27 protein-coding genes are annotated in these 24,305 nt (G+C 60.5%); 18 read left to right on the top strand and 9 right to left on the bottom strand.

The features are described from left to right. The first annotated feature begins 239 nt into the window (after positions 1 to 239). The gene (locus AACY11_RS18075; protein WP_339430347.1) at positions 240 to 857 is read left to right on the top strand and encodes a C40 family peptidase; all 618 of its coding nucleotides are present in this window, start codon (positions 240 to 242) and stop codon (positions 855 to 857) included. A 144-nt stretch (positions 858 to 1,001) separates the two neighbouring features. Here AACY11_RS18075 and AACY11_RS18080 read toward each other — a convergent pair whose 3' ends face one another. Continuing rightward, entirely contained in the window at positions 1,002 to 2,036 is a 1,035-nt protein-coding gene (locus AACY11_RS18080) for a type IV pilus twitching motility protein PilT (RefSeq protein ID WP_339430348.1), read from the bottom strand. Positions 2,037 to 2,092: 56 nt separating this feature from the next. Here AACY11_RS18080 and AACY11_RS18085 point away from each other — a divergent pair, with 56 nt between their 5' ends. The 10 genes from AACY11_RS18085 (at position 2,093) to AACY11_RS18130 (ending at position 8,944) form a co-directional block, all read left to right on the top strand. Continuing rightward, positions 2,093 to 2,779, top strand: a complete 687-nt coding sequence (locus tag AACY11_RS18085; protein WP_339495455.1) for a YggS family pyridoxal phosphate-dependent enzyme — start codon at positions 2,093 to 2,095, stop codon at positions 2,777 to 2,779. Between the two features lie 23 nt (positions 2,780 to 2,802). Further along, on the top strand, positions 2,803 to 3,621 hold the full coding sequence (proC, locus tag AACY11_RS18090; protein WP_339430350.1) for a pyrroline-5-carboxylate reductase: 819 nt from the start codon (positions 2,803 to 2,805) through the stop codon (positions 3,619 to 3,621). A gap of 10 nt (positions 3,622 to 3,631) precedes the next feature. After that, the gene (locus AACY11_RS18095; protein ID WP_096817605.1) at positions 3,632 to 4,222 is read left to right on the top strand and encodes a YggT family protein; all 591 of its coding nucleotides are present in this window, start codon (positions 3,632 to 3,634) and stop codon (positions 4,220 to 4,222) included. Next, complete coding sequence (locus AACY11_RS18100; protein ID WP_169432301.1) at positions 4,219 to 4,509, top strand: DUF167 domain-containing protein; 291 nt, start codon at positions 4,219 to 4,221, stop codon at positions 4,507 to 4,509. Before AACY11_RS18095 ends, AACY11_RS18100 begins: the two co-directional genes overlap by 4 nt. A 65-nt stretch (positions 4,510 to 4,574) precedes the next feature. Further along, on the top strand, positions 4,575 to 5,714 hold the full coding sequence (gene metX / locus AACY11_RS18105; protein ID WP_339430352.1) for a homoserine O-succinyltransferase MetX: 1,140 nt from the start codon (positions 4,575 to 4,577) through the stop codon (positions 5,712 to 5,714). Between the two features lie 7 nt (positions 5,715 to 5,721). Continuing rightward, positions 5,722 to 6,342 (top strand): methionine biosynthesis protein MetW, encoded by a 621-nt coding sequence (metW, locus tag AACY11_RS18110; protein WP_339430353.1) that lies wholly within the window; start codon positions 5,722 to 5,724, stop codon positions 6,340 to 6,342. Between the two features lie 26 nt (positions 6,343 to 6,368). Continuing rightward, positions 6,369 to 6,803, top strand: coding sequence for a DUF4426 domain-containing protein (locus tag AACY11_RS18115; RefSeq protein ID WP_221732391.1), 435 nt, complete (start codon positions 6,369 to 6,371; stop codon positions 6,801 to 6,803). Continuing rightward, positions 6,800 to 7,396 carry an RdgB/HAM1 family non-canonical purine NTP pyrophosphatase gene (gene rdgB / locus AACY11_RS18120; protein ID WP_339430354.1) on the top strand — a complete coding sequence of 199 codons (597 nt, stop codon included), beginning with the start codon at positions 6,800 to 6,802 and terminating at the stop codon, positions 7,394 to 7,396. Before AACY11_RS18115 ends, rdgB begins: the two co-directional genes overlap by 4 nt. Then, a complete protein-coding gene (gene hemW / locus AACY11_RS18125; protein ID WP_339495456.1) occupies positions 7,393 to 8,598 on the top strand; it encodes a radical SAM family heme chaperone HemW in 1,206 nt (401 codons plus the stop codon). Before rdgB ends, hemW begins: the two co-directional genes overlap by 4 nt. 22 nt (positions 8,599 to 8,620) lie before the next feature. Further along, positions 8,621 to 8,944 carry a DUF3392 domain-containing protein gene (locus tag AACY11_RS18130; protein WP_095186985.1) on the top strand — a complete coding sequence of 108 codons (324 nt, stop codon included), beginning with the start codon at positions 8,621 to 8,623 and terminating at the stop codon, positions 8,942 to 8,944. A gap of 130 nt (positions 8,945 to 9,074) precedes the next feature. Here the strand turns inward: AACY11_RS18130 and trmB are convergent, their stop codons facing one another. From trmB to AACY11_RS18150, 4 genes are all read right to left on the bottom strand, one after another. Continuing rightward, positions 9,075 to 9,800 (bottom strand): tRNA (guanosine(46)-N7)-methyltransferase TrmB, encoded by a 726-nt coding sequence (trmB, locus tag AACY11_RS18135; RefSeq protein ID WP_007913622.1) that lies wholly within the window; start codon positions 9,798 to 9,800, stop codon positions 9,075 to 9,077. 9 nt (positions 9,801 to 9,809) lie between these two features. Then, positions 9,810 to 10,604, bottom strand: coding sequence for a thiazole synthase (locus AACY11_RS18140; RefSeq protein WP_339430356.1), 795 nt, complete (start codon positions 10,602 to 10,604; stop codon positions 9,810 to 9,812). A 60-nt stretch (positions 10,605 to 10,664) separates the two neighbouring features. Then, on the bottom strand, positions 10,665 to 10,865 hold the full coding sequence (gene thiS, locus AACY11_RS18145; protein ID WP_122604433.1) for a sulfur carrier protein ThiS: 201 nt from the start codon (positions 10,863 to 10,865) through the stop codon (positions 10,665 to 10,667). Positions 10,866 to 10,936: 71 nt separating this feature from the next. After that, complete coding sequence (locus tag AACY11_RS18150) at positions 10,937 to 11,317, bottom strand: DUF423 domain-containing protein (RefSeq protein WP_339430357.1); 381 nt, start codon at positions 11,315 to 11,317, stop codon at positions 10,937 to 10,939. Positions 11,318 to 11,391: 74 nt separating this feature from the next. On the opposite strand from AACY11_RS18150, the gene mtgA reads away from it, so the two are divergent. Continuing rightward, entirely contained in the window at positions 11,392 to 12,114 is a 723-nt protein-coding gene (gene mtgA, locus AACY11_RS18155) for a monofunctional biosynthetic peptidoglycan transglycosylase (RefSeq protein WP_339430358.1), read from the top strand. 185 nt (positions 12,115 to 12,299) lie between these two features. Here mtgA and rpoH read toward each other — a convergent pair whose 3' ends face one another. The 4 genes from rpoH to ftsY form a co-directional block, all read right to left on the bottom strand. Further along, entirely contained in the window at positions 12,300 to 13,154 is an 855-nt protein-coding gene (gene rpoH / locus AACY11_RS18160) for an RNA polymerase sigma factor RpoH (RefSeq protein ID WP_003229146.1), read from the bottom strand. Positions 13,155 to 13,268: 114 nt separating this feature from the next. Continuing rightward, positions 13,269 to 14,294, bottom strand: coding sequence for a permease-like cell division protein FtsX (ftsX, locus tag AACY11_RS18165; RefSeq protein WP_221732397.1), 1,026 nt, complete (start codon positions 14,292 to 14,294; stop codon positions 13,269 to 13,271). Beyond that, complete coding sequence (gene ftsE / locus AACY11_RS18170; RefSeq protein ID WP_003229148.1) at positions 14,291 to 14,962, bottom strand: cell division ATP-binding protein FtsE; 672 nt, start codon at positions 14,960 to 14,962, stop codon at positions 14,291 to 14,293. The genes ftsX and ftsE overlap by 4 nt, the downstream gene beginning before the upstream one ends. Further along, on the bottom strand, positions 14,959 to 16,467 hold the full coding sequence (gene ftsY / locus AACY11_RS18175) for a signal recognition particle-docking protein FtsY (protein WP_339495457.1): 1,509 nt from the start codon (positions 16,465 to 16,467) through the stop codon (positions 14,959 to 14,961). The genes ftsE and ftsY overlap by 4 nt, the downstream gene beginning before the upstream one ends. Before the next feature lie 344 nt (positions 16,468 to 16,811). On the opposite strand from ftsY, the gene AACY11_RS18180 reads away from it, so the two are divergent. The 6 genes from AACY11_RS18180 to AACY11_RS18205 all read left to right on the top strand — a co-directional run bounded on the left by AACY11_RS18180 (position 16,812) and on the right by AACY11_RS18205 (position 24,280). Further along, positions 16,812 to 18,167: a M16 family metallopeptidase gene (locus AACY11_RS18180; protein WP_339495458.1), complete on the top strand. Its 1,356-nt coding sequence runs from the start codon at positions 16,812 to 16,814 to the stop codon at positions 18,165 to 18,167. Beyond that, positions 18,160 to 19,647 (top strand): M16 family metallopeptidase, encoded by a 1,488-nt coding sequence (locus AACY11_RS18185; RefSeq protein ID WP_339430361.1) that lies wholly within the window; start codon positions 18,160 to 18,162, stop codon positions 19,645 to 19,647. The genes AACY11_RS18180 and AACY11_RS18185 overlap by 8 nt, the downstream gene beginning before the upstream one ends. Then, the gene (gene rsmD, locus AACY11_RS18190) at positions 19,647 to 20,249 is read left to right on the top strand and encodes a 16S rRNA (guanine(966)-N(2))-methyltransferase RsmD (RefSeq protein WP_221732401.1); all 603 of its coding nucleotides are present in this window, start codon (positions 19,647 to 19,649) and stop codon (positions 20,247 to 20,249) included. The genes AACY11_RS18185 and rsmD overlap by 1 nt, the downstream gene beginning before the upstream one ends. 113 nt (positions 20,250 to 20,362) lie before the next feature. Next, a complete protein-coding gene (locus AACY11_RS18195; protein WP_339495459.1) occupies positions 20,363 to 21,703 on the top strand; it encodes a M16 family metallopeptidase in 1,341 nt (446 codons plus the stop codon). Then, the gene (locus tag AACY11_RS18200; RefSeq protein WP_339495460.1) at positions 21,700 to 23,184 is read left to right on the top strand and encodes a M16 family metallopeptidase; all 1,485 of its coding nucleotides are present in this window, start codon (positions 21,700 to 21,702) and stop codon (positions 23,182 to 23,184) included. Before AACY11_RS18195 ends, AACY11_RS18200 begins: the two co-directional genes overlap by 4 nt. An 88-nt stretch (positions 23,185 to 23,272) precedes the next feature. Then, entirely contained in the window at positions 23,273 to 24,280 is a 1,008-nt protein-coding gene (locus AACY11_RS18205) for a hydrolase (protein WP_339495461.1), read from the top strand. Positions 24,281 to 24,305 lie beyond the last annotated feature (25 nt).

Below are 24,305 nucleotides of genomic sequence, written 5' to 3' on the forward strand. Positions count from 1 at the left end.
GTTGCACACGATAGATAAATATTCTTGAATTCTTTGTGACTTTTTTACAGGTGGCCGACGTATGGCAAATGTTAAGGTGACGTCCGTCAAACCCTTATAACACCGGACCTCTGTCAGACAATCGCGTCAATTTGCAGCTTATTTGGTTCCGTTGCCTCCCGATTGAATCGACCAACGGCCTCGGTAGGGACAAAAAAGCTGTTATAAAGTTGCGCGCTATCACCTAAGAGCCACGCCTAATGCGACCATTTTTCAAGACATGGCTAACTATTTGCCTATTAATGCCACTGGCCGCCCACGCCACCAATCGTGAGCAACGTCTTCCCAACGTTAACGGCTTTACCCCTAAATCCCATGCTTCTGCGCCATCGAGCAAAAGCAAACAGGTCAAACACACCGTCCTGAGCAGCAATGGCCACAGCAAGCTGCTTCCGCAGATGGCGAACAAAACCAGCAGCAACGTCCTCAGCCGTGCGGTGAACGTCCTCGGTACGCCTTACCGTTGGGGCGGCAGCAGCCCCAGTAAAGGCTTCGATTGCAGCGGCCTGGTGAAATACGCGTTCAACGACGCTACGTTCGACCTGCCACGCACCTCCAATGCCATGGCCAGCGGTCACGGCGTGAAAGTCGAGCGCAAGGATCTGAAGCCGGGCGATCTGATCTTCTTCAACATCAAGAGCCGTCGGGTCAATCACGTTGCAATCTACCTGGGCAACGACCGCTTCATCCACGCACCACGTCGTGGCAAAGCGGTGAGCATCGACACACTGAACAAACCGTACTGGCAGAAGCATTACGTCGTGGCCAAACGCGTATTGCCCAACGAGTCGAAGCAGATGCGCGTGGTTCAGCGCTGAGCTGACTGATCCAGAATCTGTTCAAGCAGTACTGGCCCCTTCGCGAGCAAGCCCGCTCCCACATTGGATCTGTGTCGTTCACAAATCAAAGGTGGGAGCGGGCTTGCTCGCGAAGGGTGCAATGGAAGCGACACAAGCGCCCGCTCAGAAATTATCCGGCGTACGCGCCTTATCCCGCGCATGCTCGCGACTGATCAAGCCTTTGGTCACCAGATCCTTCAGGCACATGTCCAGTGTCTGCATCCCCAACGACCCGCCGGTCTGAATCGCCGAATACATCTGCGCCACCTTGTCCTCGCGGATCAGGTTACGGATCGCCGACGTGCCCAGCATGATTTCGTGCGCCGCCACCCGTCCGCCGCCAACCTTCTTGATCAGCGTCTGCGAGACGACTGCCAGCAACGACTCTGACAGCATTGAACGCACCATCGATTTCTCGTCACCGGGAAACACGTCCACCACCCGATCGATGGTCTTGGCCGCCGAGGTGGTGTGCAGCGTGCCGAACACCAGATGCCCGGTTTCAGCCGCGGTCAGCGCCAGGCGAATGGTTTCCAGGTCGCGCATCTCGCCCACCAGGATCACATCCGGGTCTTCCCGCAACGCTGAACGCAACGCGGTGGCGAAACTGCGGGTATCGCGGTGGACTTCACGCTGATTGATCAGACATTTGCGCGATTCGTGAACGAATTCGATGGGATCTTCGATGGTCAGGATGTGGTGATGGCGATGGGTGTTGAGGTAATCGATCATCGCCGCCAGCGTGGTCGACTTGCCGGAACCGGTCGGCCCGGTGACCAGCACCAGCCCGCGTGGCGCATCGGTGATCTTGCGAAAGACGTCGCCCATGGCGAGGTCTTCCATGCTCAACACTTTCGAGGGAATGGTGCGAAACACCGCCCCGGCGCCACGGTTCTGGTTGAACGCATTGACCCGAAAGCGCGCCACGCCAGGGACTTCGAAGGAGAAATCCGTTTCCAGGTGTTTCTCGAAGTCGACTCGCTGGGTGTCGTTCATGATGTCGTAGATCAATTCGTGCACTTGCTTGTGATCCAGCGCGGGCAGATTGATCCGTCGCACATCGCCATCGACGCGGATCATCGGCGGCAGACCGGCCGACAGGTGCAGGTCGGACGCGCCCTGTTTGGCGCTGAAGGCCAGCAGTTCAGTGATATCCATAGCGCTCCTCAATTCCAGTAGAATGCCGCGAACCTTCAGACCGCTGGCGCCTCTTGATGTCCACGATAGCAGACAACATCCAACTGGTTGGTTCGCGCATCCAGGCAGCGGTAAAAGCTGCAAAGCGCGATGAAAACAGCGTCCAACTGCTGGCGGTAAGCAAAACCAAACCCGCCCAGGCCCTGCGCGAAGCGCATGCCGCCGGCTTGCGTGACTTTGGCGAGAACTACCTGCAGGAAGCCTTGGGCAAACAGCTCGAACTGGCCGACCTGCCCTTGATCTGGCACTTCATCGGCCCCATTCAATCGAACAAGACTCGCGCCATCGCCGAGCATTTCGACTGGGTGCACTCCGTGGATCGCCTGAAAATCGCCCAACGCCTGTCCGAGCAGCGCCCGGCCGACCTGCCGCCGCTGAACATCTGCATTCAGGTCAACGTCAGCGGTGAAGCCAGCAAGTCCGGCTGCACCCCGGCCGACCTACCGGCACTGGCCTTGGCCATCAGCGCCCTGCCGCACCTGAAGCTGCGCGGACTGATGGCCATTCCCGAGCCAACCGAAGAGCGCGCCGAACAGGACGCCGCTTTTGCCGCCGTGCAACGTTTGCAGGAAAGCCTGAATCTGCCGCTCGACACACTTTCGATGGGCATGAGCCACGATCTTGAGTCGGCTATCGCCCAAGGCGCCACCTGGGTTCGTATCGGTACGGCCCTGTTTGGCGCCCGAGATTATTCCCAATCCTGAACATTTCCAGATAAGGACCTGACATGAGCAACACACGCATTGCCTTTATCGGTGCCGGCAACATGGCCGCCAGCCTCATCGGCGGCCTGCGGGCCAAGGGTCTGGAAGCCACGCACATCCGCGCCAGCGATCCGGGTGAAGAAACCCGCGCCAAGGTCAGCGCCGCGCATGGCATCGAAACATTTGCCGACAACGCCCAAGCCATCGACGGCGTCGACGTCGTCGTTCTCGCGGTCAAGCCTCAGGCAATGAAAGCCGTGTGCGAAGCCATCCGCCCGAGCCTGAAACCCAATCAACTGGTGGTTTCGATTGCCGCTGGCATCACCTGCGCCAGCATGACCGCCTGGCTCGGCGAACAGCCGATTGTGCGCTGCATGCCGAACACCCCGGCGCTGTTGCGTCAGGGCGTCAGCGGTTTGTACGCCACCGACGCAGTGACCGCCGAGCAGCGTCAGCAAGCCGAAGAGCTACTGTCCGCCGTCGGCATGGCGCTGTGGCTGAACGAAGAACAACAACTGGATGCGGTCACTGCGGTGTCCGGTTCCGGCCCGGCGTATTTCTTCCTGCTGATCGAAGCGATGACCGCTGCTGGCGTCAAACTCGGCCTGCCAAAAGAAACCGCTGAACAACTGACCCTGCAAACCGCCCTCGGCGCCGCGCACATGGCCGCTTCCAGCGACGTTGATGCCGCCGAACTGCGCCGCCGCGTGACGTCGCCGGCCGGCACCACAGAAGCTGCAATCAAATCGTTCCAGGCCGGTGGTTTCGAAGCCCTGGTTGAAAAAGCACTCGGCGCCGCCGCGCACCGCTCGGCCGAAATGGCCGAACAACTGGGCAAATAAGGAGCCTTACATGATTGGATTGAACACCGCAGCGGTTTACGTGCTGCAAACCCTCGGCAGCCTGTACCTGCTGATCGTACTGCTGCGCTTCGTCCTGCAACTGGTGCGGGCGAATTTCTACAACCCGCTGTGCCAGTTCGTGGTCAAGGCCACCCAGCCACTGCTCAAGCCTCTGCGCCGGATCATCCCGAGCGTGTTCGGTCTCGACATGTCGTCGCTGGTGCTGGCGATTCTGGTGCAACTGGCGCTGATGGCGCTGACCCTGCTGCTGACTTACGGCACCACCGGCAACCCGCTGCAACTGTTCATTTGGTCGATCATTGGCGTGACCGCGCTGTTTCTGAAGATCTTCTTCTTCGCCCTGATCATCAGCGTGATCCTGTCGTGGGTCGCTCCGGGCAGCCACAACCCGGGTGCCGAACTGGTCAACCAGATCTGCGAACCGGCCCTGGCGCCGTTCCGTCGCTTCCTGCCAAGCATGGGTGGCCTGGACCTGTCGCCGATCTTCGCCTTCCTCGCGTTGAAACTGATCGACATGCTGGTGATCAACAACCTCGCGGCGATGACGATGATGCCGGAAATCCTGCGCCTGCTGATGTGAGCTGGTTTCGCTGGGACGGGGACGACCTGATCCTCGAATGTCATCTTCAACCGGCGGCCCGTAGCGATGATTTCGCCGGGCTGCATGGTGATCGTTTGAAGATCCGCCTGACCGCGCCGCCGGTCGAGGGCAAGGCCAATGCCTATCTGATGGGTTTTCTGGCCAAGGCTTTTGGGGTTTCCAAGAGCCAGGTCAGTTTGCTCAGTGGTGAGCTGAATCGGCAGAAGCGGGTGAAGATCTGCTCGCCGAAGAAGTTGCCGGATTTGCCGGGGCTCTGCCGCCCCTGATCGTTGCTTGCCGCTAACCCCAGCGGTCTTTAGACTTACGCCTCATTTCAACGAGAGCAGGGTCGATGCCAACTGCCTTCCCCCCCGATTCTGTTGGTCTGGTGACGCCGCACACGGCGCACTTCAGCGAACCTCTGGCTTTGGCCTGTGGCCGTTCGCTGGCGGCCTATGACCTGATCTACGAAACCTACGGCACGCTGAACGCGCAGGCGAGCAACGCTGTACTGATCTGCCATGCCTTGTCCGGCCATCATCATGCCGCCGGCTATCACAGCCCAGACGACCGCAAGCCCGGCTGGTGGGACAGTTGCATCGGCCCCGGCAAACCGATCGACACCCACAAGTTCTTCGTGGTCAGCCTGAACAACCTCGGCGGCTGCAACGGGTCCACCGGCCCGAGCAGCCTCAACCCGGAAACCGGCAAGCCATTTGGCGCCGATTTCCCGGTGCTGACCGTCGAAGACTGGGTACACAGCCAGGCGCGTCTGGCCGACCTGCTGGGCATCGGCCAATGGGCAGCGGTGATCGGCGGTAGCCTGGGCGGCATGCAAGCGTTGCAATGGACCATCACCTACCCCGATCGCGTACGCCATTGCCTGGCCATCGCTTCGGCCCCCAAGCTGTCGGCGCAAAACATCGCCTTCAACGAAGTGGCGCGCCAGGCGATCCTCACCGACCCGGAATTTCACGGCGGTTCGTTCCAGGAAGCGGGTGTGATCCCCAAGCGCGGGCTGATGCTGGCGCGGATGGTCGGGCACATCACCTACCTGTCCGACGACTCCATGGGCGAGAAATTCGGCCGCGGCCTGAAGAGCGAGAAGCTCAACTACGACTTCCACAGTGTCGAGTTCCAGGTCGAAAGCTATTTACGCTATCAGGGCGAAGAGTTCTCCGGACGTTTCGACGCCAACACCTATCTGCTGATGACCAAGGCGCTGGACTACTTCGATCCGGCGGCGAACTTCGACGATAACCTGGCGAAAACCTTCGAGAACGCCACGGCCAAGTTCTGCGTGATGTCGTTCACCACCGACTGGCGCTTCTCCCCGGCCCGTTCGCGGGAACTGGTGGATGCCCTGATGGCGGCGCGCAAAGACGTCAGCTACCTGGAAATCGACGCGCCACAGGGCCACGACGCCTTCCTGATTCCGATCCCCCGCTACTTGCAGGCGTTCGGCAATTACATGAACCGAATCACGCTGTGAGAAAGCCATGAGAGCTGATCTGGAAATCATCCAGGAATGGATCCCCGCTGGCAGCCGCGTCCTCGACCTCGGGTGCGGTAACGGCGAGTTGCTGAGTTGGCTGCGCGACCATAAACAGGTCACCGGTTATGGCCTGGAAAACGACGCCAACAACATCGCCGAGTGTGTGGCCAAAGGCGTCAACGTCATCGAGCAGGATCTGGACAAGGGGCTGGGCAACTTCGCCAGCAACAGCTTCGACATCGTGGTGATGACCCAGGCCCTGCAGGCGGTGCATTACCCGGACAAGATCCTCGACGAAATGCTGCGTGTCGGTCGTCAGTGCATCATTACGTTCCCGAACTTCGGCCACTGGCGCTGCCGCTGGTACCTGGCGAGCAAGGGCCGCATGCCGGTTTCCGAGTTTCTTCCTTATACCTGGTACAACACGCCGAACATCCACTTCTGCACCTTTGAAGACTTTGAAGAACTTTGTCGCGAACGTGACGCGAAGGTCATTGATCGGCTTGCCGTAGATCAACAGCACCGCCACGGGTGGGCCAGTAAGCTATGGCCTAATCTGTTAGGTGAAATTGGTATCTACCGCGTCAGCAGCCCCGTGCTGGCTGACCACAAGGTCGCGGTCTGAGCCACGACAATCCGAGGAGAACGATCATGGGCCGTTTAGCGCTGTTGTTATTCACTGCCTGCCTGAGCGCCACCGCGATGGCTGCCGATGCCATCAAGAGTGAGCGCAAGGAAGTGTTCGGTGATGTCACCGTGCATTACAACACCTTCAACTCCACCTTCCTGACGCCCGACATCGCCAAGGCTGCCGAACTGATCCGCAGCAAGAACCAGGGCGTGATCAATGTCTCGGTGATCAAGGACGGCAAACCACTGAGCGCCAGCGTCACCGGCACGGTCAAAGACCTGACCAGCCAGAGCGTGCCGCTGAATTTCAAGCAAGTCACCGAACAGGGCGCGATCTACTACATCGCCCAATACCCGGTACCTCAGCAGGAAACCCGCACCTTTGAAATCAAGGTGCAGACCGGTGACAAGATCGACACCATCAATTTCAACCAAGAACTTTTTCCCGGCGAATGATGAACCTCAAGCAACTCGTACTGGCCAGCCATAACGCCGGCAAACTCAAGGAACTCCAGGCCATGCTCGGCGAATCGGTGCAACTGCGCTCGATCGGCGAGTGGAGCACGGTTGAGCCGGAGGAAACCGGCCTGTCGTTCGTCGAGAACGCGATCCTCAAGGCGCGCAATGCTGCACGCATTTCCGGCCTGCCGGCGCTGGCCGACGATTCCGGTCTGGCGGTGGATTTCCTCGGCGGTGCGCCGGGCATCTACTCGGCGCGCTATGCCGACGGCAAGGGCGATGCGGCGAACAACGCCAAATTGCTCGACGCCCTCAAAGACGTACCTGAAGCCGAACGCGGCGCGCAATTCGTCTGCGTCCTGGCGCTGGTGCGTCACGCCGATGATCCGTTGCCGATCCTCTGCGAAGGGCTGTGGCACGGGCGCATGCTGACCGCCGCCAGCGGCGAGCACGGTTTCGGCTACGACCCGCTGTTCTGGGTGCCGGAGCGCGATTGCTCAAGCGCCGAACTGACTCCTGCCGACAAGAACCAGATCAGCCACCGCGCCCGAGCAATGGATCTGCTGCGCCAGCGTCTGGGCCTGAAATGACCGACACCCCCTCTGCGTCGTCGCTGATCATCGGCGGCGGCGCCTCTTCGCCTCGGGCACCGCTACCCACGCTGCCGCCCTTGGCGCTGTACATCCACATTCCGTGGTGTGTGCGCAAATGCCCGTATTGCGATTTCAACTCGCACACCGCCAGCCCAGTGCTGCCGGAGCAGGAATACGTCGACGCGTTACTGGCCGATCTCGATGAGGATCTGCACGCCGTTTACGGTCGTGAGTTGAGTTCGATTTTCTTCGGTGGTGGCACTCCCAGCCTGTTCAGTGCCGACGCCCTCGGCCGTTTGCTGGAAGGCGTCGAGCAGCGCATTGCGTTCGCCGCCGACATCGAAATCACTCTGGAAGCCAATCCCGGGACGTTCGAGCAAGAGAAGTTCGTTGCGTATCGCAAACTGGGGATCAATCGCCTGTCGATCGGCATTCAGAGCTTCCAGCAGGAAAAACTCAAGGCCTTGGGCCGCATCCACAACGGCGATGAAGCCGTGCGCGCGGCAGGCATGGCGCGGCGGGCGGGTTTCGACAACTTCAACCTCGACTTGATGCACGGCTTGCCGGATCAGTCGCTGGACGATGCCTTGAGCGATCTGCGCCAGGCCATTGAACTCAAGCCCACGCACATTTCCTGGTATCAACTGACGCTGGAACCGAACACGGTGTTCTGGAACCAGCCGCCTGTGCTGCCGGAAGACGACACGCTGTGGGACATTCAAGAAGCCGGGCAAGCGCTGCTGGCCGAACACGGTTACGCGCAATACGAAGTCTCGGCCTATGCCCTGCCCGGTCGCCCGGCGCGGCACAACCTCAATTACTGGAGTTTCGGTGACTTCATCGGCATCGGCGCCGGCGCCCATGGCAAACTCAGCCACCCGGACGGGCGCATCGTGCGCACCTGGAAGACGCGCCTGCCGAAGGACTACCTCAACCCGGCGAAAAATTTTCAGGCTGGCGAAAAGGCACTGACCAATGATGAAATGCCGTTCGAATTTCTGATGAACGCTCTGCGCCTCACTGCGGGTGTGGAATCGCGCCTGTACCCGCAGCGCACGGGGCTGTCGCTGGAAAGCCTCGCCGAAGGCCGGGCGGCGGCAGAACAAAGCGGTCTGTTGCAGGTCGAACCGTCACGCCTGGCGGCCACCGAGCGCGGACAACTGTTTCTAAACGATTTGCTGCAACAATTTCTGAACTGACTTCAGCCCAAAGGGAAAACGCATGGATTTGATACTCGACCTGCTCGCCACCGTCTCCCGCTGGAGCCGCAGCAACCTCTCGGAAATCGCCCTGGCCCTGGTGGGTTGCCTGCTGGTGCTGTTCGGCGCCGACTTCAAAGGCTGGGTCGAACAACGCCTGGGCAGCATCGCCGGCGCCCTGCGCGTGCCGCTGATGGCCCTGCTGTGCATGATCGGCAGCGGTGCCGCGTTGATCTACGCCACGCCATGGGTGATCAAGGGCTTGAGCCAGTTCAACAACTACAGCCTGGCACCAGTGCTGTTGGTGGTGCTGGTACTGATCGGCGTAGTCGCCGACCGCCGCTGATTTTCAACACACACAAAACAACTGTGGGAGCGGGCTTGCTCGCGAAGACGTTAGATCAATCGACATTGATATCGACTGTTACGGCACCTTCGCGAGCAAGCCCGCTCCCACATTGGGTATTGCGTGATGGTTAAGCGAGTTTTTCGAACTTCAGGTCCCACACGCCATGGCCAAGACGTTCGCCGCGGCGTTCGAACTTGGTGATCGGGCGTTCGGCCGGGCGTGGCACGCACTTGCCGTCTTCAGCGAGGTTGCGATAGCCCGGGGCGACGTTCATCACTTCCAGCATGTATTCGGCGTACGGTTCCCAGTCGGTGGCCATGTGCAGAATGCCGCCAACCTTCAACTTGCTGCGCACCAGTTCAGCGAACGACGCCTGAACGATACGACGCTTGTGGTGACGGCTCTTGTGCCACGGGTCCGGGAAGAACAGCATCAGGCGATCGAGGCTGTTGTCGGCGATGCAGCGGTTGAGCACTTCGATCGCGTCGCAATCGTAGACCCGCAGGTTGGTCAGGCCCTGAGTCAGCACGCCGTTGAGCAGCGCGCCGACACCCGGACGGTGAACCTCAACGCCGATGAAATCCTGCTCCGGTGCAGCCGCCGCCATTTCCAGCAGCGAGTGGCCCATGCCGAAACCGATTTCCAGCGAGCGCGGTGCCGAACGGCCGAACACCTGATCGTAATCCACCGGCGCGTCGGCCAGCGGCAGCACGTAAAGCGGCGCGCCCTGATCCAGACCGCGTTGCTGGCCTTCGGTCATGCGCCCGGCGCGCATCACGAAGCTCTTGATGCGGCGGTGTTGGCGCTCGTCGCCTTCTTCCGTCTGGATAGGCGTGTCGTTCGATTCAGTCATCAATGGCTCTTACTTGATCAGACCATCCAGCGGCGAAGAGGCGCTGGCATAGAGTTTTTTCGGCATACGGCCAGCGAGGTAGGCCAGACGGCCTGCAACGATGGCGTGTTTCATGGCTTGGGCCATCATCACCGGCTGCTGGGCGTGGGCGATGGCCGAGTTCATCAGTACGGCGTCGCAGCCCAGTTCCATGGCGATGGTGGCGTCGGAAGCAGTGCCGACACCGGCATCGACCAACACAGGGATTTTCGCTTCTTCGAGGATGATCTGCAGGTTGTAAGGGTTGCAGATGCCCAGACCGGAACCGATCAGGCCGGCCAGCGGCATGACCGCGATGCAACCGATTTCTGCAAGTTGGCGGGCGATGATCGGGTCATCGCTGGTGTACACCATCACGTCGAAGCCTTCCTTGACCAGCGTTTCGGCAGCCTTGAGGGTTTCGATCACATTGGGGAACAGCGTCTTCTGGTCGGCCAGCACTTCCAGCTTCACCAGATTGTGGCCATCGAGCAGCTCGCGGGCCAGGCGGCAAGTACGCACGGCTTCTATCGCGTCGTAGCAACCGGCGGTGTTCGGCAGGAAGGTGTAGCGATCCGGCGACAGCACGTCGAGCAGGTTCGGCTCGCCTTCGATCTGCCCGAGGTTGGTACGGCGCACAGCGAAGGTGACGATCTCGGCACCCGAGGCTTCGATGGCCTGGCGGGTTTCGTCCATGTCACGGTACTTGCCGGTACCCACCAGCAAGCGCGACTGGTAAGTACGACCGGCCAGAACAAAAGGCTTGTCGCTGCGAACGATGCTCATTGGGAATCCTCTTTAGGGGTGAGGGTCTTGCAGAATTCTGTGGCCTTGCGGACCGGGCGATCAGCCGCCGCCGATAGCGTGCACCACTTCGACGTTATCGCCGTCGTTGAGCGTGGTGTCGGCATGCTGGCTGCGCGGGACGATATCCAGATTGAGTTCGACTGCCACTCGACGCCCGGTCAGTTCCAGACGAGTGATCAGGGCCGCAACGGTCTCGCCGTCGGGCAGTTCAAGGGATTCGCCGTTCAACTGAATGCGCATGCGTAACGCCGCCATCATTTTTAGGGGCTGGCATTCTAGCCCGATCATGACCTAAAGGTCAGCACCAAGCGTCAAGCGGTTGGTTGCAAGCGCCAGGCGGCGAGGCCCAGGCATACCCAACCGACCAGGAACGCCAGGCCACCAAATGGGGTGATGATGCCGAGCTTGCTGATGCCGGTGGTGGTCAGCACGTACAGACTGCCGGAGAACAACACGATACCGACAGCGAACGAAACGCCAGCCCAGGTCACCAGCCGCCCCTGAATCTGCGTGGCCAGCAGCGCCACACCAAACAGCGCCAAGGTGTGCAGCAGTTGATAGGTCACGCCCGTGTGGAAAATCGCAAGGTACTCGGGCGTCAGGCGGCTTTTCAGGCCATGAGCGGCGAACGCGCCCAAGGCTACGCCAGTAAAACCAAAGAAAGCGGCCAGCATCAGAAAGCCACGCAACATTGGGAACTCCATTCAGACTCGATCGGCAGGGTCTGTATAATGGCCCGCTCCACCGGTTCGGCCAAGCCATCTCTATGCTGCGTTCTATTTTCCGTCGTCTCACGAAGGCCCTGCTCTGGTTCGCCAGCGGCAGCGTCTTGCTGGTGCTGGTGTTTCGTTTCGTACCGCCGCCGGGTACGGCATTGATGGTCGAACGCAAGATTGAATCGTGGGTCGATGGTGAGCCGATTGACCTGCAGCGCACGTGGAAGCCGTGGAACGAAATCTCCGACGATCTCAAAGTGGCAGTCATGGCCGGTGAGGATCAGAAATTTCCCGAGCATTGGGGTTTTGACTTTGGCGCCATTCAGGCAGCGCTGGCCCATAACGAACTCGGCGGCTCGATCCGTGGCGCAAGTACCTTGAGCCAGCAAGTCTCGAAAAACCTGTTTCTGTGGTCCGGCCGCAGCTATCTGCGTAAAGGCCTGGAAGCGTGGTTTACCGCGCTGATCGAGGTGTTCTGGCCCAAGCAGCGAATTCTTGAGGTGTATCTGAACAGCGCCGAGTGGGATGACGGGGTGTTTGGCGCCGAAGCGGCGGCCCGGCATCACTTTGGTGTGAGCGCCAGGTCGCTGTCCCGCCAGCAGGCGAGTTATCTGGCAGCCGTATTGCCGAACCCACGGGTTTGGAGCGCAAGCCATCCGACCGCGTATGTCTCGCGGCGAGCGGGATGGATTCGCCAGCAGATGAGGCAACTGGGCGGGACGAGCTATCTGCTCGGGCTCAATGATTCGCGTCGGGCGCCTTGGTCCGAATGACAAAACGTCGTCTTAGCGCCCTGAAGGCCCCTGTGGGAGCCAGGCTTGCCCGCGAAGGCGTGGAATCAGACAACATCTATGTTCAATGATCTACCGCTTTCGCTCCCACATTTGGTTTTGCACTGAACCATAAAAAACGCCCCGATCATTACTGATCGGGGCGTTTTTTATTGCCTGTAGGGCGGTTACGCGGCAATCGACAACTTGAGCTTGTTCATCGCACTCTTTTCGAGCTGACGGATACGCTCGGCCGACACATTGTACTTCTGCGCCAAGTCGTGCAGCGTGGCCTTCTCTTCTGCCAGCCAGCGCTGGTAGAGGATGTCACGGCTACGCTCGTCCAGCACTTCCAGAGCTTCGTGCAGGTTGTGGTTGGAGTTGTCACTCCAGTCGGCATCTTCCAGTTGACGCGCCGGGTCGTACCGGTGGTCTTCCAGATAGTTGGCTGGCGACTGGAAGGCGCTGTCATCGTCGGCTTCGGCAGCCGGGTCGAAGGCCATGTCATGGCCGGTCAGGCGACTTTCCATCTCTCGCACTTCCCGCGGCTCGACGCCGAGGCTTTCCGCCACACGGTGGACTTCCTCGTTGTTCAGCCACGCCAGACGTTTCTTCTGGCTGCGCAGGTTGAAGAACAGTTTGCGCTGGGCCTTGGTGGTCGCGACTTTCACAATGCGCCAGTTGCGCAGGATGAACTCGTGAATTTCCGCCTTGATCCAGTGCACAGCGAACGACACCAGGCGCACACCCATTTCCGGGTTGAAACGTTTTACGGCCTTCATCAGGCCGACGTTACCTTCCTGGATCAGGTCAGCCTGAGCCAGACCGTAGCCGGAATAGCTACGGGCAATGTGTACCACAAAACGCAGGTGGGCGAGCACCATCTGCCGAGCCGCCCCCAAATCCTGCTCATAGTAGAGACTCTCGGCCAGTTCACGCTCCTGCTCCGGCGTCAGCAATGGAATGCTGTTGACGGTGTGCACATAGGCTTCCAGGTTCGCACCCGGAACCAACGCGTACGCAGGTTGCAAAGAATTGGTCATACGAAAAAACCTCCGGCTTACATACTTGTGCCTTTCAGCACTGCGAAAAATTGACCGGGAACTCAGGTACAAGTTCCCCAAAAAACCGTAAGGCCAATCACGCGCAAAAAGATTCTACTTCGGCGCCAGCTCCCTGAGATGGCGTGCTACTGCAATCCATGCACCGATATAACCCAACAGCACCGCGCCAAGCAAGAGCGACAGACCGTCGGCAACTGGCACTCCGGCCAGTGCGAAATCACTGCCGTACAAGCCGGCCAGTCCAACCACCGCATCGTTCAGCCAGTTCAGGCCGAACGCCAATACTCCCCAGGACAACAGCCCCGCACCGAAGCCATACAGCGCGCCCATATAAAGGAAAGGACGGCGCACATAGCTGTCAGTGCCGCCGACGAGTTTAATCACTTCTATCTCGGTGCGGCGGTTTTCAATATGAAGACGAATGGTATTGCCTATCACCAAAAGTAATGCAGACACCAAAAGCACCGTCAGGCCGAAGACAAAACGATCACCGAGCTTGAGGATGGCGGCCAGACGCTCGACCCAGACTAGATCAAGTTGCGCCTGTTGTACCTTGGGCAGTTCGGAAAGTTTTTGTCTTAATGCTTCCAGCGTCGCTTTATCGACCTCGTCCGGCGTCACCAGCACTACGCCCGGGAGCGGGTTTTCGGGCAGCTCACGCAGGGCTTCGCCCAATCCCGACTGCTGCTGGAACTCTTCCAGCGCCTGGTCACGGCCAACATATTCAGCATCAGCTACACCGGGCATGGCTTTGATCTGCTCGCGCAGCGACTCGCCCTGCTCTGGGCTGGCATCGAGTTGCAGGTACAGCGAGATCTGCGCCGCACGCTGCCACGAACCGCCAAGACGCTCGACGTTGTTGAGCAACAACGACAAGCCCATCGGCAAGCTCAGCGCCACGGCCATCACCATGCAGGTGAAGAAACTGCCGATCGGCTGCTTGCCCAGACGACGCAAACTGTCGAGCAGACTGGCACGGTGGCTTTCGACCCAGGCGCGAAACAGCGTGGCGAAGTCCGGGCCGTCGTCATCGTCGTGCTTTTTCTTTTTTGGCGGTTGTGGATCGGCGGCTTTCGGGGCCACGCGCTCGGAAACCTTCGGACTGCGTGTCGCACTCATACGCCGGCCTCCCCGTCGCCGATCAATCGGCCGCGTTGCAAGGTCAGCATGCGATGACGCATGCGCGCAATCAGCGCCAGGTCGTGACTGGCGATCAGCACGCTGGTGCCCAGTCGGTTGATGTCTTCAAACACCCCCATGATCTCGGCCGCCAGACGCGGGTCGAGGTTACCGGTCGGTTCGTCCGCCAGCAGTAACGCTGGGCGGTGAACGATGGCGCGGGCGATGCCGACGCGCTGTTGCTGACCGGTGGACAGGTCGCCCGGGTACAGATCGGTTTTATCCGACAGCGCCACACGCTCCAGCGCCGAGTCGACCCGCTTGGCGATTTCGGCCTTGGACAGGCCGAGAATCTGCAGTGGCAACGCGACATTGTTGAAAACGGTGCGGTCGAACAGCAACTGGTGGTTCTGGAACACCACACCAATCTGCCGGCGCAGAAACGGAATCTGCGCGTTGCTGATGGTGCTCAGATCTTGCCCGGCCAGCAGCAGTTTGCCGCTGGTCGGACGCTCCATCGCCAGCAACAGGCGCAACAAGGTGGATTTACCCGCACCGGAATGGCCGGTGACAAACAAGAACTCGCCACGACGGACTCGAAAGCTCAGCTCATGCAAGCCGACGTGACCGTTCGGGTAGCGTTTACCGACCTGTTCGAAACGAATCATGAACGCTCCCGCTCGGCAAACAGCGCCTGGACAAAGGGTTCGGCTTCAAAGGTACGCAAATCGTCGATGCCTTCACCGACGCCAATGTAGCGGATCGGCAGACCAAACTGCTTGGCCAGGGCAAAAATCACCCCACCCTTGGCGGTGCCGTCGAGCTTGGTCAGCGCCAGGCCGGTCAGTGCGACGGTCTGGTTGAATTGCTTGGCCTGGTTGATGGCGTTCTGGCCGGTACCGGCGTCGAGCACCAGCAGCACTTCGTGCGGGGCGTCGGCGTCGAGTTTGCCAATGACGCGGCGAACCTTTTTCAGCTCTTCCATCAGGTTGTCTTTGGTGTGCAGACGACCGGCGGTATCAGCGATCAACACGTCGATACCACGGGCCTTGGCGGCCTGCACGGCGTCGAAGATCACCGAGGCCGAGTCGGCGCCGGTGTGCTGAGCGATCACCGGGATCTTGTTGCGCTCGCCCCAGACCTGCAATTGCTCCACGGCCGCGGCGCGGAAGGTGTCACCGGCGGCGAGCATGACTTTCTTGCCTTCCAGTTGCAGTTTTTTCGCCAGTTTGCCAATGGTGGTGGTTTTGCCGGCGCCGTTGACGCCCACCACCAGAATCACGAACGGCTTGTTCTGCGAAACGATTTTCAAGGGTTGCTCAACTGGCTTGAGCATAGCGGCCAGTTCAGCCTGCAAGGATTTGTACAGTGCGTCGGCGTCAGCCAGCTCTTTACGGGCGACCTTCTGGGTCAGGCGTTGAATGATCTGCGTGGTGGCTTCGACACCAACGTCGGCCGTCAGCAGACGGGTTTCGAGGTCGTCGAGCAGCTCGTCATCGATGGTCTTCCTGCCGAGAAACAGGCTGGCCATGCCCTCGCCGATGCTGGCGCTGGTCTTCGACAAGCCTTGTTTGAGACGGGCGAAGAAGCCGGCTTTGGTTTCTTCGGTGCGCGGGGCTTCGGCCGACACTGGCGCGGGCGCAGCGTCCGCCGCAACGATTGGCGCGGCAACACCTGGCGCGGGTTTTGGCTCTGGTTGCTGGACGACTGGAGCAACTGGCTCAACAACCACGGGCGCAACAGGCTCAGGAACAACCGGCGCAGGCTCGACAACCGGCTCAACCACAGGCGCCGGAGCCAACTCGGCAACGAACGCGGCTGGCGCTGGAATGGGCGGCGTGACGTGAGGGGCGGCTTCTTCCACCAGCGCCACCGGCTCTTCGGCCACTGGCAAGGTGAGCCACGGCTCTGCAACCGGGGTCAGCGGCAACTCGGCAACCACCTCCGGCGCCGGCTCTGGCTCGGCCGCCGGTTGTAACACTGGCTCGGCAATCGGCAGAATGGTCGGCGCCGGCTCTTCTTCTATTACAGGAGCGGGTGCGTTGACCGGTTCAGGAATCGCGGGCGGCTGTTCGACGACGGGTTCCTGCGGTTTTTTACGCAGCCATCCGAACAGGCTTTTCTTCTCGCCAGCCGCAGCTGGGGTCTTCTTGTCGTCGTTGGAACCAAACATGGAGGACGGCTATCTCACAGTAGCGACGCGCCATAAGGGCGCCCCGGCAAATAAATATTCGATGCAGAACAGACTGTGTTTCACCCAGCTTGTTCACGCGCAACATTTTGTCGAGGCACCAGCGGCACCCCAAAGAATCGTATTAACGAAGGACTAAACCGGCAAAATCGGCGAAAAAGCGTAGTTTAGTCGATACACCGCAGCTTTCTGCCGCAAACCCATGCAGCCGGATCAGGCCTGAAAACCTGATAGGCGTGGTCGCCGGTAAAACGGATCAGTATCCTAGCACCTCCTCGCCCGCCTAGGCTAAGACCAAGCGGGCAGCCCAACAGGTTAAAAAACGAATGAATGCTCTAGCCCGCCGCGCTGCTGGCCTGCTGCTCAGCACAGTCTGCCTGCCTCTTTCGGCCCTGGCGGCCGACCCGCAACCGACCCACGAATTCACCCTCGACAACGGCCTCAAGGTCGTCGTTCGCGAAGACCATCGCGCGCCGGTAGTGGTGTCGCAGGTCTGGTACAAGGTGGGTTCCAGCTACGAAACCCCGGGCCAGACCGGTCTGTCCCACGCCCTTGAGCACATGATGTTCAAGGGCAGTGAGAAAGTCGGCCCCGGCGAAGCCTCGCTGATCCTGCGCGACCTCGGCGCCGAAGAGAACGCGTTCACCAGCGACGACTTCACCGCTTATTACCAAGTGCTGGCCCGCGATCGTCTGGGCGTCGCCTTTGAGCTGGAAGCCGACCGCATGGCCAACCTGCGCCTGCCGGCCGACGAGTTCGCCAAGGAAATCGAAGTCATCAAGGAGGAGCGCCGCCTGCGCACCGATGACAAGCCGATGTCCAAGGCTTACGAGCGCTACAAGGCGATGGCTTACCCGGCCAGCGGTTATCACACGCCGACCATCGGCTGGATGGCTGATCTGGACCGGATGAAGGTCGAAGAGCTGCGTCACTGGTATCAATCCTGGTACGTGCCGAACAACGCCACGCTGGTGGTGGTCGGTGACGTCACCCCTGACGAAGTGAAAACCCTCGCCCAGCGCTACTTCGGGCCAATCGCCAGGCGCGACGTGCCACCGGCAAAAAAACCGCTGGAACTGGCAGAACCCGGCGAACGCCAGATCACCCTGCATGTGCAGACCCAACTGCCTAGCCTGATGCTCGGCTTCAACGTGCCAAGCATCGCCACGGCTGAAGACAAACGCTCGGTCAATGCCCTGCGCCTGATCTCGGCGCTGCTTGACGGCGGTTACAGTGGGCGCATTCCAACGCAACTGGAGCGTGGCGAAGAATTGGTGTCCGGCGGGTCGTCGAGCTACGACGCCTACACCCGTGGCGACAGCCTGTTCACCCTGTCGGCCACGCCGAACACCCAGAAGAAAAAAACCATCGCCCAAGCCGAGGCCGGTCTCTGGAAACTGCTGGAACAACTGAAAACCACCGCGCCGACCGTCGAAGAACTGGAACGCGTACGTGCGCAAGTGATTGCCGGTCTGGTCTACGAGCGGGATTCGATCACCAGCCAAGCCACCGCCATCGGCCAGCTTGAAACGGTCGGTCTGTCGTGGAAACTGATGGACACTGAACTCGCCGACCTGGAAAGCGTGACCCCGCAAGACATCCAGAACGCCGCCAAGCTGTATTTCACCCGCGAACGTCTCAGCGTCGCCCACGTCCTGCCTCTGGAGACGACTCATGAGTGAGCGTAAACCCCCACGCCTGTTGCTCGGTCTGATCGCCATCGCGGTAATCGGCTCTGCGGCGTTTGTCCTGACGCCCGGCGCTAAAACCGACGCCAGCGAAGCGCTGGACAAGGCCAGGACCAGCCAAAAGCTGCAATCGCTGACCGAACTCGACGGCAAAGCCCCGGCCAGCCGCAAACTCGACGTGCAAACCTGGAACACTGCCGAAGGTGCCAAGGTGCTGTTCGTCGAGGCGCATGAACTGCCGATGTTCGACATGCGCCTGATCTTCGCCGCTGGCAGCAGCCAGGACGGCAACACACCGGGTTTGGCGGTGCTAACCAACGCCATGCTCAACGAAGGTGTCGCCGGCAAGGACGTCGGCGCCATTGCGCAAGGCTTTGAAGGGCTGGGGGCTGATTTCGGCAACGGCGCCTTCAAGGACATGGCGCTGGCCTCGCTGCGCAGCCTGAGTGCTGCCGACAAGCGCGAGCCGGCCCTGAAGCTGTTCTCGCAAGTGGTGGGCAAGCCGACCTTCCCTGCCGACTCGTTCGCGCGCATCAAAAACCAGATGCTGGCCGGTTTCGAGTACCAGAAACAGAACCCCGGCAAACTCGCCAGCCTGGAACTGATGAAGCGTCTATACGGCGATCACCCGTACGCTCATTCGAGCGACGGCAATGCGCAGAGCGTCCCGCAGATCACCCTCGCGCAATTGCGTGAATTCCATGCCAAGGCCTACGCCGCTGGCAACGTGGTGATCGCGCTGGTCGGGGACTTGTCCCGCGCTGACGCCGAGGCCATTGCCAATCAGGTTAGCGCCGCCCTGCCCAAAGGCCCGGCGCTGGCGAAAATCGCTCAGCCGCAGGAACCGAAGGCCAGCATCAGCCACATCGAGTTCCCGTCCAAACAAACCAACCTGATGCTCGCGCAACTGGGCATCGACCGTGACGATCCGGACTACGCGGCGCTGTCGATGGGCAATCAGATCCTCGGTGGGGGTGGTTTCGGTACTCGATTGATGAGTGAAGTCCGCGAGAAACGTGGCCTGACTTATGGCGTCTACTCGGGTTTCAGCCCGATGCAGGCCCGTGGCCCGTTCATGATCAACCTGCAGACCCGCGCAGAAATGAGCGAGGGCACCCTGAAACTGGTGCAGGACGTACTCGCCGACTATCTGAAAACCGGCCCGACCCAGAAAGAGCTCGACGACGCCAAACGCGAACTGGCCGGCAGCTTCCCGCTGTCTACCGCGAGCAATGCCGATATCGTCGGCCAACTTGGCGCGATGGGCTTCTATAATCTGCCGCTGAGCTATCTGGACGACTTCATGCGTCAGTCGCAGAGCCTGACGGTGGAGCAAGTGCGCGACGCCCTGAACAAACACCTGAGCACGGATAAAATGGTCATCGTCACCGCTGGCCCGACCGTGCCGCAAAAGCCGTTACCGGCCCCTTCTGATAAACCTGCCGAGCAACCGCTCGGGGTTCCGGAGCATTAATGGCGACTCGAGCACCTAAAAAACCCGCCCACAACGTCCACAACGGCGTGAACCAGCTACGCATCATTGGCGGCCAGTGGCGCAGCCGCAAGCTGAGCTTTCCCGACGCGCCCGGCCTGCGCCCGACGCCGGATCGCGTGCGTGAAACGCTGTTCAACTGGCTGGCGCCCTATGTGGAGGGAGCCAAGGTCCTCGACCCGTTCGCCGGCAGTGGTGCGCTGTTTCTCGAAGCCCTGTCCCGTGGCGCCGCTATGGGGCAGGCGCTGGATGCGAGCAATATCGCGGTATCCAGCCTCAAGGAACACCTCGGCACCCTGCGCTGCACCAACGGACAGGTGCAGACGGCCGACGCCCTGCGTTATCTGGAAACCCAGACCGCCAGCGCTTTCGACCTGGTATTCCTCGACCCGCCGTTCAATCAGAACCTGCTGCCCGCCGTCTGCACGCTGCTGGAAGAGCGTCAGTGGCTGGCCGACGACGCCTGGGTGTATACCGAAAGCGAAACGGCGCCGTCGACCCTCGGCCTGCCGGCCAACTGGCGTCTGCACCGCGAGCAGAAATCCGGCCGTGTCTATTACGCGCTGTGGCAACGCAGCGCCTGATCACAAGCAACATGCGTTAGCTGATCTGCGATAAATAGATACCGCACAGCCCCCTCCGAATCTCGCCACAGTGGTTGCCGCAATCTGCGTTAACCACTGAGGACGATTCACGTATGGACACATTTTGCAGCCGGATGCTGCTCTTTCTTTGCCTGGCGCCCCTGATGTCCCTGGCCGCCCCGCCCCCACCGACTCACCACTTCACTCTGGACAATGGCCTTAAGGTGCTCGTGCGCGAAGATCATCGCGCGCCGCTGGTGACCTCACAACTCTGGTTCAAGGTCGGTTCCGCCGACGAAGCACCGGGCCAGAGCGGGCTCTCCCACACGCTCGAACACATGCTCTACAAAGGCAGCAGCAAGACTTGCGCCGGCGAGGCCACGGCGATTCTGCAATCGCTCGGCGCCCGGGAAAACGCTTTCACCAGCAAAGATGTCACCGCCTATCACCAAACCCTGACCCCCAGGTACCTGGGTGTTGCGTTCGAGCTGATGGCCGATCTGATGTCAACTGCACACCTGCGCGATGAAGACCTGACCCCGGAACTGGCGGTGATTCGCGAAGAACGGCGTTCGCGAACCGAAGACGACCCCAGCGGCCTGGCACTTGAGCGTCTCACCGCCGTGACGCATTTGGCCAGCAGCTATCGCACGCCGACTATTGGCTGGATGCATGACCTGAACCAACTCAATGCCAGCGATCTGCGCCATTGGTATGAAACCCGCTATGCGCCCGGCAACGCCACGCTGGTCGTTGTCGGTGACGTGACGCTCGATCAGGTCAAGCAGTTGGCGCAGCGTTACTTTGGCCATCTGCAAGCAAGAGCCGTTCCGGGCGCGTTAAGGCCCACGGAGCTGAAACAGCCCGGCGAGCGCAGACTGATCCTGCATCTGCCCGTCCCCGCCCCCCAACTGATCATGACCTTTAATGTGCCGGGGTTGGTCACCGCCGAAAATCGGCGAACCGTGCACGCTCTGCGCCTGATCGACACATTGCTGGGTGGTGCCAACAGTGCACGCCTGCAAAAGCGCCTGCAATTTACCGAGCAGTTGTTCAGCGAGGTGGCAACCTCTTACGACACCCTCACACGCGGTGACAGCCTGCTATTGCTGACCGCCAATCTTGCCAGCGCCCACCCTGACGATCTTGAGGCTGCCGAAAAGCGAGTCTGGCAAATGATCGAAGAATTGCGAACCAGCCCGCCAGCCGCCGATGAGCTGGAACGTGCCCGCACTCAGTTGATTGCCCGGCAGATCTACGCGCAAGACTCCATCGTAGAGCAGGCCCAGGGGTTAGCCGCATTGCAGAGTATCGGCCAACCCTGGCAGTTGCTGGATCAGGATGCGGACGAGCTGGCACAGGTGACACCCACTGATATACAGCAGGCCGCCATGACCTTTTTGACCCGCGAACGCCTGAGTGTTGCGCATGTGTTCAAGGAGACCCGCCCATGAACGACTACCGTTGGCCTACCTGGGTCGCATTGTCAGGTCTCGGCCTGATCGCCTGTCTGTGCGGCGCCCGAACGTTTGCAGACACTTCGATTGTTGCGCCGGCAAACTTCCCCGCGCCACGCCTGGAGTCTCTCCGGGTGCCGGTTTCTGATCCGGCCACGCCACGGGGGCTGTCCATCAAGGGCTGGAAGACCCTGACCGGCACCAAGGTGTTGTTCATCCGCACCACGGCATTACCGATGTTCGATCTGCATGTCAGCTTCGCGGCGGGCAGCGCGCGGGACGGCGGCACGCCGGGGCTCGCCGCCACCACGTTTGGCATGCTTAACGAAGGCGTGCCAGGCAAAGACTTGCCTGCCATCGTCGAAACCTTCGACGGCCTGGGTGCGCAGCTCGAAATGACGATCGATCACGAACGTGCCAACCTGGTGTTGCGCAGCTTGAGCGACGCTCAAAAAAGCGCCCCGGCACTGCACCTGTTTACTCAGATACTCGGCGAACCGTTGCTGACCGACGAGGCTTTACAGAGGGTAAAAAACGAACTGCGTGACCACCTCCTGTTCAGGTCGGAGCAGGCAGGCAATTCGTCCGAGCAGTCAGTCAAGGCATTGCTTGCCCCGGGCAGCCCCTATTCGCTGCCGTTCTATGGCACGAATCAGGGCCTGCAGTCGCTGAGCCGCCAGGCAGTCAAAGACTTCCACCAACGTTTCTACAGCGCCAGTCATGCACAGATCACCCTGGTCGGTGACCTGACGCTGGACCAGGCAAAAGCCATCAGCCTGCAAGTCAGCCACGCATTACCGGTCATGCCTGCGGGCACGGGGGCTACGCCGATGCCTGCGCTAAGACCGCTGGGCACCAAACGGACCTTCCATGAGGAGCAGCCACTGACCCAGACCTCGTTGATACTGGGCCAGCTCGGTGTGTCGCGCCAGCATCCGGACTATGCCGCGCTGTACGCGGCCAACCTGATTTTTGGTGGCACGGCAAACAGCCGACTGATGAACGAACTACGGGAAAGGCGCGGGTTGGTGTACGACGTGCATTCACAAAACAGTCACTGGGCCAGCGCGGGCTTGATGACAATTTCCCTGCAAGTCAGCCCGTCATTGAGCGCAGGCATTCTGGCGTTGACCCGATCAATGTTCCGCGACTATCTGCGCGACGGGCCGACGCAACAAGAGCTCGACCAGATCAAGCTTAGAGTGACCAACATGGTCGCCCTGGACAGCGCCAGCAACAAACAAATACTCAAGCAATTGGTGGACATCAATCGCCATGATCTGCCACTCGACATCGATTACATCGCCCAGCAGGTGCAACGCCTGACGCTCAAGCAAATCAAAGAGGCGCTGAACCGACACCTGGCTGCCGATCAGTGGCGCGTGGTGACGATCGGTGCAACCGTCGATCAGCAGCCGTTGCCTGCACCACCGGCCACACCGCCCGGCACATCTTCCAGTGCATGTGTCGCGCCGTAGCAGGCTTTGTGGCAAGTTAGGTTTTAAATTGAAAAGCAGCAGACGACCGGCGTCTGCTGCTTTGCGCAAGACCTAGTCGAGATTTGCCGTGCAACCACGTTCACCTTCCCCCGCCCTTCGTTTCAGTCCGGCCTTTGGCCTGGGCAATCCACACCTGCAAACCCTGTGGGGTCCGTTGTGGCGTAAAACCGTTCATCTTGATCGCCAGCGTGAACGCCTGTGGCTTGAAGATGGCGATTTCCTCGACCTCGACTGGCACGGCCCTCACAGTGCCAAAGCTCCGTTGGTATTGGTGCTGCACGGGCTGACCGGTTCCTCGAACTCGCCATACGTTGCCGGCCTTCAAGCCGCGCTCGCCGCGCAAGGCTGGGCCAGTGTCGCCCTGAACTGGCGCGGCTGCTCAGGCGAACCGAATCTGCTGCCGCGCAGTTACCACTCCGGTGCCAGCGAGGACCTCGCCGAAACCATTCGGCACCTGCGCGCCAAACGACCACTGGCGCCGCTGTATGCGGTCGGTTATTCCCTGGGCGGCAATGTGTTGCTCAAGCACCTCGGGGAAACCGGCAACACCAGCGGTGTGTGTGGTGCGGTGGCCGTGTCGGTGCCGTTTCGCCTCGACCAATGCGCCGATCGTATCGGCCAGGGTTTTTCCAGGGTCTATCAGGCGCACTTCATGCGCGAGATGGTCGCCTACATCAAGAACAAGCAAAGGCAATTCCAGCACGACGGACGCGAGGACGGTATGGCCGCACTGGCGGCGCTCGGCTCGCTGGAAAACATGCGCACGTTCTGGGATTTCGATGGCCGGGTGACCGCGCCACTGCACGGGTTCACCGATGCCGAGGATTACTATCGCCGCGCGTCGAGCCGTTACTTTCTCGGTGAGATCCGCACACCGACCCTGATCATTCAAGCGGCGGACGATCCGTTCGTGTTCCCGCATAGCCTGCCGCAAGCCAGTGAACTGTCGGCGACGACTGAATTCCAATTGCTGGCTCGCGGCGGTCACGTCGGATTCGTCGAGGGCTCGTTGCGCAAGCCCGGCTATTATCTGGAAAGGCGCATCCCGCAGTGGCTGGCGGGCCTGATGTCATGATTGATCAGGCTCGCCCCCACAAGGA

Source organism: Pseudomonas sp. RA_105y_Pfl2_P56, assembly GCF_963970845.1.
GTDB lineage: Bacteria > Pseudomonadota > Gammaproteobacteria > Pseudomonadales > Pseudomonadaceae > Aquipseudomonas > Aquipseudomonas baetica_A.

Excerpts from the sequence above, each read along its gene's own strand:
- AACY11_RS18075 (WP_339430347.1), top strand. The coding sequence starts at position 240 with ATGCGACCATTTTTCAAGACATGGCTAACTATTTGCCTATTAATGCCA.
- AACY11_RS18080 (WP_339430348.1), bottom strand. The coding sequence starts at position 2,036 with ATGGATATCACTGAACTGCTGGCCTTCAGCGCCAAACAGGGCGCGTCC.
- AACY11_RS18085 (WP_339495455.1), top strand. The coding sequence starts at position 2,093 with ATGTCCACGATAGCAGACAACATCCAACTGGTTGGTTCGCGCATCCAG.
- proC (WP_339430350.1), top strand. The coding sequence starts at position 2,803 with ATGAGCAACACACGCATTGCCTTTATCGGTGCCGGCAACATGGCCGCC.
- AACY11_RS18095 (WP_096817605.1), top strand. The coding sequence starts at position 3,632 with ATGATTGGATTGAACACCGCAGCGGTTTACGTGCTGCAAACCCTCGGC.
- metX (WP_339430352.1), top strand. The coding sequence starts at position 4,575 with ATGCCAACTGCCTTCCCCCCCGATTCTGTTGGTCTGGTGACGCCGCAC.
- metW (WP_339430353.1), top strand. The coding sequence starts at position 5,722 with ATGAGAGCTGATCTGGAAATCATCCAGGAATGGATCCCCGCTGGCAGC.
- AACY11_RS18115 (WP_221732391.1), top strand. The coding sequence starts at position 6,369 with ATGGGCCGTTTAGCGCTGTTGTTATTCACTGCCTGCCTGAGCGCCACC.
- rdgB (WP_339430354.1), top strand. The coding sequence starts at position 6,800 with ATGATGAACCTCAAGCAACTCGTACTGGCCAGCCATAACGCCGGCAAA.
- hemW (WP_339495456.1), top strand. The coding sequence starts at position 7,393 with ATGACCGACACCCCCTCTGCGTCGTCGCTGATCATCGGCGGCGGCGCC.
- AACY11_RS18130 (WP_095186985.1), top strand. The coding sequence starts at position 8,621 with ATGGATTTGATACTCGACCTGCTCGCCACCGTCTCCCGCTGGAGCCGC.
- trmB (WP_007913622.1), bottom strand. The coding sequence starts at position 9,800 with ATGACTGAATCGAACGACACGCCTATCCAGACGGAAGAAGGCGACGAG.
- AACY11_RS18140 (WP_339430356.1), bottom strand. The coding sequence starts at position 10,604 with ATGAGCATCGTTCGCAGCGACAAGCCTTTTGTTCTGGCCGGTCGTACT.
- thiS (WP_122604433.1), bottom strand. The coding sequence starts at position 10,865 with ATGCGCATTCAGTTGAACGGCGAATCCCTTGAACTGCCCGACGGCGAG.
- AACY11_RS18150 (WP_339430357.1), bottom strand. The coding sequence starts at position 11,317 with ATGTTGCGTGGCTTTCTGATGCTGGCCGCTTTCTTTGGTTTTACTGGC.
- mtgA (WP_339430358.1), top strand. The coding sequence starts at position 11,392 with ATGCTGCGTTCTATTTTCCGTCGTCTCACGAAGGCCCTGCTCTGGTTC.
- rpoH (WP_003229146.1), bottom strand. The coding sequence starts at position 13,154 with ATGACCAATTCTTTGCAACCTGCGTACGCGTTGGTTCCGGGTGCGAAC.
- ftsX (WP_221732397.1), bottom strand. The coding sequence starts at position 14,294 with ATGAGTGCGACACGCAGTCCGAAGGTTTCCGAGCGCGTGGCCCCGAAA.
- ftsE (WP_003229148.1), bottom strand. The coding sequence starts at position 14,962 with ATGATTCGTTTCGAACAGGTCGGTAAACGCTACCCGAACGGTCACGTC.
- ftsY (WP_339495457.1), bottom strand. The coding sequence starts at position 16,467 with ATGTTTGGTTCCAACGACGACAAGAAGACCCCAGCTGCGGCTGGCGAG.
- AACY11_RS18180 (WP_339495458.1), top strand. The coding sequence starts at position 16,812 with ATGAATGCTCTAGCCCGCCGCGCTGCTGGCCTGCTGCTCAGCACAGTC.
- AACY11_RS18185 (WP_339430361.1), top strand. The coding sequence starts at position 18,160 with ATGAGTGAGCGTAAACCCCCACGCCTGTTGCTCGGTCTGATCGCCATC.
- rsmD (WP_221732401.1), top strand. The coding sequence starts at position 19,647 with ATGGCGACTCGAGCACCTAAAAAACCCGCCCACAACGTCCACAACGGC.
- AACY11_RS18195 (WP_339495459.1), top strand. The coding sequence starts at position 20,363 with ATGGACACATTTTGCAGCCGGATGCTGCTCTTTCTTTGCCTGGCGCCC.
- AACY11_RS18200 (WP_339495460.1), top strand. The coding sequence starts at position 21,700 with ATGAACGACTACCGTTGGCCTACCTGGGTCGCATTGTCAGGTCTCGGC.